This window comes from Pseudomonas fuscovaginae SE-1 (assembly GCF_000364705.1).
Classification (GTDB): Bacteria; Pseudomonadota; Gammaproteobacteria; order Pseudomonadales; family Pseudomonadaceae; genus Aquipseudomonas; species Aquipseudomonas fuscovaginae_A.
Genome location: NZ_AQOH01000333.1, coordinates 20,497 through 29,754, shown reverse-complemented (window position 1 = coordinate 29,754; position 9,258 = coordinate 20,497). Strand labels below are relative to the sequence as shown.

General features: G+C 57.7%; 7 protein-coding genes. 5 read left to right on the top strand and 2 right to left on the bottom strand.

The window, feature by feature from the left end; all coding sequences use genetic code 11:
- Together K675_RS0126515 and K675_RS0126510 are read left to right on the top strand one after the other, a co-directional pair.
- Window positions 1–1,167, top strand: a 1,167-nt coding sequence (locus K675_RS0126515; protein WP_017906492.1) for a dTDP-4-dehydrorhamnose 3,5-epimerase family protein, incomplete at its 5' end; no start/stop codon positions are given.
- Window positions 1,164–2,369, top strand: a complete 1,206-nt coding sequence (locus K675_RS0126510) for an MFS transporter (RefSeq protein WP_017906491.1) — start codon at window positions 1,164–1,166, stop codon at window positions 2,367–2,369. The genes K675_RS0126515 and K675_RS0126510, both read left to right, overlap by 4 nt.
- A 24-nt stretch (window positions 2,370–2,393) precedes the next feature.
- On the opposite strand, the gene K675_RS0126505 is transcribed toward K675_RS0126510, so the two are convergent.
- Window positions 2,394–3,086, bottom strand: a complete 693-nt coding sequence (locus K675_RS0126505; RefSeq protein ID WP_020481081.1) for a YoaK family protein — start codon at window positions 3,084–3,086, stop codon at window positions 2,394–2,396.
- 184 nt (window positions 3,087–3,270) lie between these two features.
- On the opposite strand from K675_RS0126505, the gene K675_RS0126500 reads away from it, so the two are divergent.
- Window positions 3,271–4,917 carry a phospholipase D-like domain-containing protein gene (locus K675_RS0126500; RefSeq protein ID WP_017906489.1) on the top strand — a complete coding sequence of 549 codons (1,647 nt, stop codon included), beginning with the start codon at window positions 3,271–3,273 and terminating at the stop codon, window positions 4,915–4,917.
- Between the two features lie 96 nt (window positions 4,918–5,013).
- Window positions 5,014–7,431, top strand: coding sequence for a P-loop NTPase fold protein (locus tag K675_RS0126495; protein ID WP_198291690.1), 2,418 nt, complete (start codon window positions 5,014–5,016; stop codon window positions 7,429–7,431).
- A gap of 71 nt (window positions 7,432–7,502) precedes the next feature.
- Here the strand turns inward: K675_RS0126495 and K675_RS0126490 are convergent, their stop codons facing one another.
- Window positions 7,503–8,735, bottom strand: a complete 1,233-nt coding sequence (locus tag K675_RS0126490) for an NADH:flavin oxidoreductase/NADH oxidase family protein (protein ID WP_017906487.1) — start codon at window positions 8,733–8,735, stop codon at window positions 7,503–7,505.
- Between the two features lie 78 nt (window positions 8,736–8,813).
- Here K675_RS0126490 and K675_RS0126485 point away from each other — a divergent pair, with 78 nt between their 5' ends.
- Window positions 8,814–9,230: a MerR family transcriptional regulator gene (locus tag K675_RS0126485; RefSeq protein ID WP_017906486.1), complete on the top strand. Its 417-nt coding sequence runs from the start codon at window positions 8,814–8,816 to the stop codon at window positions 9,228–9,230.
- The last annotated feature ends 28 nt before the right edge of the window (window positions 9,231–9,258 follow it).

Sequence of the window (9,258 nt, the reverse complement as noted above, 5' to 3'; positions counted from 1 at the left end):
GCGGAAAAGTTCAGATATGGGCAATACGGGATTCATTTGGGCCAGCAGGATGTCTTGACGTTCCTGGGGGACGCCAATCAGATTGTATATGCAAGATTCATTGATTGCCGGAAGGATTCTCCAACGTTCAGGATTGGTGTCGAATTTTGCTTTTCTCCTGCTACTGAAAGGACATTGATCATCCCTCCAGGCGTGGCGCATACATTTCAGGGGCTCGAAAATGTATTTACTCTGAATGCGTATGACTTGTTCTTGCCGAGCCTGAAGGCGCTTTGTGAGAAGGAAATGTCGTGGTCTCCCGAGAACGATATAATAAATATTCCGGAAGAGGTCGCACCGCAGGACGTGCCAGGTTTTCTTGCCATGACGGAAGAAGCATCTGATCTCGTTTGTCATCGACTGGGAGAACTTCAGGAGAATAATCTCGGAGGCTATGAGTATCAGCACGCCGAAACGCGAGATTTTATTGTGGAGAGTGGCGAGGCAGTTACATTGAGATTAAGGGAGAAATCTTCACTGAAAGATATCTCCGCGCCAGGCTTAACAAAGATAGACGGTGTCTTTTTCAGACGTCTTCCTCATATGGTGACAGGCGATGAAAGTGGCATCGTCCCTTTGACGCGGCGAGCCCCCATGTATCTCGTGGAGCATGGAGCGAAGCACTATGATTTCGATTCTTACGGGTTACACCTTGGCCAGGAAGACCATCTGGTATTCCTGGGGGATTCCTCAAAATCGATAACGCTCAAGCTTGTTGATATGCGGGAGGGATCAGCAACAAAATTTGTCGAAGATGAAGTTTTGTTTAATCCATCTCCATGGGATGAACTGGTGATTCCGTGTGGGGTTGCCCATGCTTTTTTCAATATGGAAAATGTGGTTACGGTCAATCGCCCGGTGCTGTATGTCGATGAGGCGGGGCTCTATCTTCCTGGGCATGATGTCATAGACTGGCCTTTGACTAATACCGATTATGTGGGTTGCCAGGTAAATACAGTGTTGGCAGATGATGATTTTTATATGGCTGTTGTCGCCAAGCAAAGGGAGATCGTTAAGCATCCTACAGTCTATTCCACGCCGAAGTCTGTTGTCATTTATGATGAATTTGCGGGGCAATACGTGAAGGTGGTCTTGAGGGAGAAAACTCTCGATGAGCCGCAAGGATGAGCGCGCGGTTATTTTGTTTTTTGCTCCTCGTGCTGACAGCGGATGGGGTGATGACCTTCATGACGCCGGTGGTCGTCTATATGCTGACGGGAAGCATAGAGTATTCCGGGCTGTCATATGCCGTATGGTGGTTGCCAAGACTGGTGCTCATCCCCTTGATTGGCCGATGTATCGATACTATCGGGATCAAGCCGTTGTCAATCCTGTCGGACGGCATCAAGACCGCCGGGTGCCTGTTTCTAATGTTTTACGATACCGCGGATCCTCTATTCATCGCTGTCAGTTTCGGCGTGGTAGGCAGCCTGATTTCCATCGGCAATTCGCAGACGTTGATTGCGTATGAAAAACTCGTAGCGACGCTGAGCCGAGCCAGGGAACATCACGTCAACCTGATTTCCAGAGTGGACTTCTTGGGGATGATTGTCGGGCCGGTCGTTGGCATGCTGCTGATAGATTTTGGCTACAAGTATCTACTTGTCATTCCCTGTACATTTTATTTACTTAATGCCGGGTATTTTTCCCGGATGAGATGGGGTGAGGCGGGAATAGAGAGGGGGAAGGTTGCGAGTTCGATTCGGAACCGGCCAAGTGTTTCCTCCTTGAGCTTGATTTTTTCGGTACCTGTCCTCATGGGCATTACGGTCCTCGCAATGGCTAATAATATGTTTGATGGTTTGGTCGAGTCGTCAGGGGCGGCGCTTGTAGAGTTGAACATGAGCTTGCCGGTGAAATACTTCGGCCTGATTGATGTCGTGGCGGGGATTTTTGGGGTTCTGGGGACTTATGCCTATGGTGTTGCACGAGTAAAACTGAAGCGTCCTTGTCTTTTTCTGATGGGGCTGTTTTTTGTGGTGGTGCCTTCATTTTTTCTGATTGTCTTTTCTGAATCGTTTGCGGTGTTTGTCTCATGTTATGCCATGAGCATATTCGGAAAGGTCATGTGTGGAAACATAAGTCGAATGATCAGAATCGAACTGATTCCTGCGCATAGGTTTGCCAGTGCCTCTTCACTCATGGTGATGTTCAATCAGTCTGTCCTGCCCCTTGTCGGTATTTCTCTCTTTTTTTTGCAAGGAGGTACCCATGCGGTTTATTCGTTGATGCTGCTTTCCGTGACAGTGGCGCTGGCGTCGGGTTGTTTTGTGGTCTGGGCGCTGGGTAGGGTGCCGGATCAGGGTGAAGCTGACGTACCCGTCCGTTAGGACGGGCCGTCACCGGACGCCTGTTCACGGGCGTATCTGGTCCTTGCGATGAGTATTCAGGCATACCCCGATGGCGATGACCACTGGCACCAGCAGGCCCCACAGTCCTGTCGCCATATAGAGCAGGGCTGCGCTGATGCACCCGGTGGCAAAGGCCAGCAGGGTAGTGCAGATCGGTTTCAGGCGCTGGCGAATCGTTGCCCGTTGCGCCGGGTCGCGCTCGCCCCACAGGGCGAAGACATCGATGGCGAACTGGGTGACGTTGCCGGTCATCAGGGTGGTGGGCGGTGCGCCCTTGAGATGCTGGCGCGAAATCGCATTCTGGATCGCCATGGCGGCCACCCCGGTCATGCCGGTGATCAGCGCGGTGGTGCTGTCGCTGTCGGTGAAGGGCCCCCACCAGATCGCCAACCCGGCAAAGGCGGCGAGCATCAGCGTGTGCACCACCAGCAACAGGCGCAACGGTACCAGGCCACGGCGGTGAATCGCCACGGCGGCCAGGTGCGTCAAGCCCACCACCAGCACGAAGACCGGTAGCGCGATCAGCTTGGACAGTGCACCGGAGGCGCCGTTGACGATGCTGACCCCCAGGGTCACGAAGTTACCGGTGACATGGGCGGTGAACAGGCCCTGCAAGGCGAGAAAACCGAGGGTGTCGACGAAGCCGCCATTGAAGCTCAGGGCCGGAGCCACGCCGGGGTGCAAGGGGGATTCCATGAAATGTCCTTTCTGGTTCGGTTGGAAAACAACGGAGGGTGTCAGCTCGCCGCGGATCACCGATCAGGGTAGAGTCCTACGCGGCCTGATGCTTGTGTCTGAGTGCTGTGTGTTTCATTTGAGGCGCCGGTAGACGTACTGTCCTAGCCTTGTCCGTTCCAGCCATTTCTCAAGGATGTGATGCATGCGCGTACTTCAAAGCAACGCCCAGGACGATTTCCGGGTCAAGGCGTATGCGGGCACCAGCGGGGTGCTGCTGGCCTTCGACCTGGCCGAATCACGCCGCAAGGGTCTGCTCGGCTTTGCCATCGAGCGCCAGGTGGGGACCAAGCCCTGGCTGTTCCTGTTCAACAGCCTGACCTTTCCCGGCAAGGAGCACACCTTCCCCCAGTATCACGCCACCCCCAGCGACGTGGCGCCGTTGCAGAAATTCCGTTGGGCCGACTACAACGTCGAACCCGGTACCACCTGCAACTACCGGGTGCACCTGGTCTATGGCACGGCCGATGCGCCGCAACTGGGCGAGTCGCTGGCCGTGACGGTGACCACCGACAACGGCCTGCCGAAGAACCAGCGGGTGATCTTCAATCGTGCGGTGGCGGCGAGCCAGGGCTTCGAGCGCAAGTTTCCCGAGCTGAACAAGCAGCTCACCGTGCAGAAAGACCTGCCGATCGAACAATGGCCGGACGCCGCCCGATCGTGGCTGGAAAACGGCCTGCTGGAACAATTGCTCGGCTTCATCGCCCGCGCCAAAGACGTGCAGTGGGGCCTGGACATCGCCATCTACGAGTACCAGTTGCCGGTGATCGTCAAGGCGGTGAACGCGGCCAATGAGCGTGGGGCGCGCATCCGCGTGCTGTATCACGCCAAGGTGGGTGACGAGGACACCGCGCTGAACGAGCAGAGCCTGGCGGCGATCCCGGCCCAGAGCAAGCGCGGTCGGGTCACCAGCAAGATCTTCCACGACAAGTTCATCGTCCTCAGCCAGCGTGACGCCGCCGGCGAGTACCAGCCCGCGGCGGTGCTGTGCGGCAGCACCAACTTCACCGCCAATGGCGTGTACCGCCAGGCCAACGTGATCCATGTGCTCGACGACAGCCGCCTGGCGATCGAATACACCCAGGTCTTCGAGCAGGTCTGGGCCGCTCCGGCGGACGTGGCGGCCACTCGCAAGTGGATCACCCGAAACAATCCCATGGACCCGGGCCAGCCCCTGTTCGCCGGCTTTTCCCCGCGCAGTGGCCGCGGCGATCTCAAGGAATTCGTACAGATCATCAGCGCGGCGCAGAAGGACGTGCTGTTCGCCACGGCCTTCGCCTTGCCCCAGCCGATCCTCGATGCCTTGCTCGGCCAGCCGCATGACAGCGTGCTGCGCTTCGGCCTGCAGAACACCGCCAGCAGCATCTCCGGGATCCACGCCGACCGCACTGACGACTTCGTCGCCACGGCGCTGCTCAATACCGGCCTGGAAGGCTGGATCAAGGAGGGCCTCAACGGGCAGAAGGGACGTTTGCTGGTGCACACCAAGGCCATCGTCACCGACTTCACTACGGATGCGCCGACCATCATCAGTGGCAGCCACAATCTCAGCGTTGGCGCCAGTGAGGACAACGACGAGAACTTCCTGGTGATTCGTGGCGATGTCGACCTGGCGGACCGCTACGGCCTGGAGATTCTGCGGTTCTACGAGCATTACCGCTTTCGCTACTACGCGAAGAAGCTGGCGCTCAAGCAGGTGCAGCCGTTGGCGCCGGATGACAGTTGGAGCGACGCGTACTACAAGGATGGGGACCTGAGGATGTTGTCGCGGTTGCGGTTTGCCGGGCGTTGAAGGGCATTAATGATTGTCACCTTCAGGTCTGAATGATATTAAATGGCCATATTTCTCTCGGAAATGATCCGACAGCCGAACAGGGAATCGTCAAATATGGACCAAAGCGACGGGCTGACAGGCGAGGAGGACCTCATCCCTCTCAGCAGTGTCATTACCAATAATGTGCTCAGTGGCCTCTCATACCCGCAGATCCAAGACAAGGAGAGTGCTGGTGGACGGCCTGGTGCTGTTCCTGTTGTCACCGCACACAATGACGACCCCTGGGCTGCGGGCCTGGATGATCGATTGGGCGTTGCAGACGAAGCCCGATCATTTGCCCGTATGGCGGTAGCGAAGGCCTTTACACCGCCGTTGGCGATCGGCTTGTTTGGCGACTGGGGGAGCGGCAAGTCGTTTTTCATGAGGTTGGTCTACGAGCATATCGAGCGTCTTACCTTGAACAAGCTTCCCGTCAAGGGGGCGCCGGAAGCTGGCTCGGCGGACTTTCATCGTGATGTGGTGCAAGTCCGTTTCAACGCTTGGCACTATGCCGAGACCAATTTGTGGGCCAGTTTGGTCGAGCATCTTTTCTCGGAACTGGATCGTTGGTATGGCCTCAGGAACCAGGATGATCCCCACGCACTGCTGGATGGTCTGGCGACCGCAAGGGGCCTGACACTCGAAGCGGCAAAAGAGCTGGTCGATCAGAGGCTTGAACAGCGCAAAGCGTCCGAGCGTCTTAGAGAGGCTGAGAAAGCACTGGCGTCTGCGCGTGCTTCCCTGAAGTTTTCCGGTGATCTTTATGCGCAGGCGGTGGTGTCCGTCTTCACTGATTCGCAGTCCGATCCAGTCGTCAGGGACACCAAGGCCGAATTCAGGGCTGCTGCGGATGAACTGGGTATTACGCGCCTGGGCGAGGAGGCTGCCAGTTTCCAGGATGTCTCATCGTCACTGCTGGGCGAGGTCACGCGGGCTCGCCTCTTGTTTGATGGTTTCAAGTTTCAGTTGCAGTCGCCGTATTTCGTCGGTTTGTTCGCGTTGATCGTGCTCGCATCTCCTGTAGTTGCCGCAGCGGCGGTGAAATTCATTCCTCTTTTGAGCGGTCTGCACGCCGGGGTTTCCACCCTGGCTTTAGGATTGGCAGGGGTTACCGGTTTGGCTGCGAAAGTGCTCGCAACTGTCCGGTGCTCCCTGGATAAATTGAAAAAATCGAAGAAACGGCTGGACGAGTTCGTAGAGCAAAAACTGAAAAGCCAGGTAGAGCAGGTTCGGGAGGAAGAAGCGAATCTGGGCAACATCAGCGCCGAGGTGGAAGCGGCCAAGGCCCGCTTGCAGATGACTAGCGCTAAACTGGCGCAGGCAACACAGGATTTTCAGCAAGGTACCGGGGCAGGGCGGCTGAAAAAATTCATTCGTGAACGGGCTGACGGGCGATATGCGCAGCACCTTGGATTGATTGCAACCATCCGCAGGGACTTCGAGCAGTTGGCATTCAATATTGCTCACCTTGAGGGGAACAGTTTTTCCGCAAATACCGGGGAGGGCCTTGATATCTCTGTACCGGCAGTACTGGCCGCAGAGCTTGCCTTCAACAAGAAGTTGGAGGATTTCCTGAGTCTTTATCAGGACGAGCTTGAAGAAGATGAGCTTCTGAAGTTGAAAAGACCTTCTTTTTCCTCTTCGCAAGAGGAGCGCGAGAAGTCCTTCAAACGGATTGTAATTTACATTGATGACCTTGATCGCTGCCCGCCGGAAAAGGTTGTTGATGTGTTGCAGGCGGTTCATCTGCTACTGACATTTCCGATTTTTGTCGTCATGGTGGCAGTGGACGTCCGTTGGGTCAGCAACGCGTTGCTGAAGCACTATCCAGGGATGATATCCGATGGGCCGAAGACAGTTGGAGACATGGCTTCGGCATCTGACTACATGGAGAAAATTTTTCAGATACCCTATTGGATGAGGCCGATGGGGGGAGATATCAGCCAGAATTTCCTGGTAGATCGTCTACTCAAAATCGACCCCTCTCTGGCGCATCTTTTCTCCGTGAGTGACGATCCCCAGGAGCTATCAGGAGAGACTGTCGAAAAGGTCACGACTACTTTGGCAATGAGCGAGCCTGAGAGCATTCTAATGCGCAGCCTAGTGCCTCATATTGGTGGTTCGCCGAGGCGGACATTACGCTTCTTGAACGTCTATCGTCTCATTAAGGTAAGTCTCGACCGCCAGCAACTCGAGGTGCTGAGCAATGGCGGATACAGGGCACTGTTGACTCAATTGGCACTCTCGACCGGATCTCCTCGGATTTTCGCGAAGCTGCTTCGGACGCTGGATGGGGCGGTTAGCTACTCGACGCTACATCTGATGTATGAAGCGGTTTTCTATAGTGAAGATCTTGACGCGCTTGATGTCGGCAGGGCTCGCAAGATTCTGGATCATTACCATGACGAGGTGGATAGTTCGGAGATGCAGGTGGCGATGTTGCAGTTGAAAGAGTATGCGGCCATTGCACGCCGCTATTCCTTCGTTGGGTAGGTGACGGTCACCCCGCGGGGTGACCGGCGATCGAATCAATTCAGGTCCCGTGCTATTGGGTTGGCCGGGAGTCAGCGAGTCTGACTTTTCAACGCCTCCCGGTACTGCCTTGTCCGCCGGCCGATGAACAACCGGTCCAGCAGCAGCGCCCAGGCCGGCGAAACCTCGGGCTTCGTCCGCCGCCCCCGGCTCAGGCGCTTCAACTGGAACTTGACCACCGCCATGTTCGCCAGCGCCGCCAGCGGCTTTTTCTTCCAGCGGATCGGGGGGAGTTGCGGGTGGCTGTCGCGGCCTTCGCGCCAGTGGCGGGGCAGGTTGGGCTCCACCGCCAGCGCGGTGCCGATGCCGGCCATGGCGACGCCGCTGTCCAGCACCTGCTGGACGATGGGCAGGCGCCGGATGCCGCCGGTGACCATCAGCGGCATTGTCGCGACTTTCGCCAGCTCACCGGCCATTTCCAGGAAGTACGCCTCGCGCGCCAGCGTCCGGCCGTCACGCGCTTCGCCCTGCATGGCCGGCGCCTCGTAGCTGCCGCCAGACAGTTCGACCAAATCCACCGGCAGGGCGTTGAGCCATTCGATCACCTGGCGGGCATCGTCGGCATCGAAGCCGCCACGCTGGAAGTCCGCCGAGTTGAGCTTGACCGATACGCAGAAGCCCGGCGCAACCACGGCACGAATCGCCTTCACCACTTCCAGCAGCAGGCGCGCCCGATTTCCCAGGCTGCCGCCCCAGCGATCAATGCGCCGGTTGCTCAGCGGCGAAAGAAACTGGCTGAGCAGATAACCGTGGGCCGCGTGGATCTGCACACCGGTGAAACCGGCCTGTTCGGCCAGTTGCGCGCTGCGGGCAAAACGTGCGATCACCTCGGCGATGTCGGCTTCGCTCATGGGGCGCGGTTCGGCGAACATTTTCGAGAACTCGCCCATCTCCAGCGCAACGGCCGAAGGCGCCAGGCTGGGCTGGCCGAGATTGGCCAGGGTCTGGCGGCCGGGATGGTTGAGCTGCACCCAGAACTGCGCGCCCCGGGCTTTGCCAATCGCCGCCCACTGGCGGAATTTTTCCAGATGACGCTCCTCTTCCAGTACCACGCCGCCGGGGCCGGTCATGGCCCGGCGGTCGATCATCACGTTACCGGTCAGCAGCAGGCCCGCCTCGCCGTCGGCCCAGGCGCGGTAGAGCTCCATCAGGGGTGGGGAAGGGGCGTTGTCCAGGTCGGCCATGTTTTCTTCCATGGCGGCCTTGGCAAGGCGATTGGGGATCTGGGCGCCGTTGGGCAACGACAATGGCTGGAAGGCTGACATGCTTGACTCCGGGGTGGTGGAGCGGTCAGGCTAAGTTTAAAGTAAGGTTTAATGTCAATAGCCGCGGCGAGGATTTCCATGAAGATCGGTGAACTGGCCCAACGCAGTGGCCTGGCGGCGTCGAAGATAAGGTTCTACGAGGCCCAGGGCCTGATTCGCAAGGTTCGGCGCCAGGCCAACGGCTATCGCGAGTACCCGCCCGAAGTGCTGCAGACGCTGTCGATCATCCAGTGCGCGCAGCAGGCCGGCTTCAGCCTGGAGGAGTTGCGTGCGCTGGTGCCGACCAGCGAGCCCGAAGCCTGGGATTATGATGAAATGATCGCCAGCCTGGAACGCAAGATCGGCCAGATCGAATCCATGCAGGCGCGCCTGGCCCAGAGCAAGCTGCAGTTGCTCGGCGTGGTGAACAGCATCCGCAACAAGCCGGCGGACGTGTCGTGCCGGGAGAATGCCGAGCAGCTGATGGCGTCGCTGGCCGGGCCGCTGGAGGACTGAAAGGTCCCCCGGGCCCGTTGCGACGGCC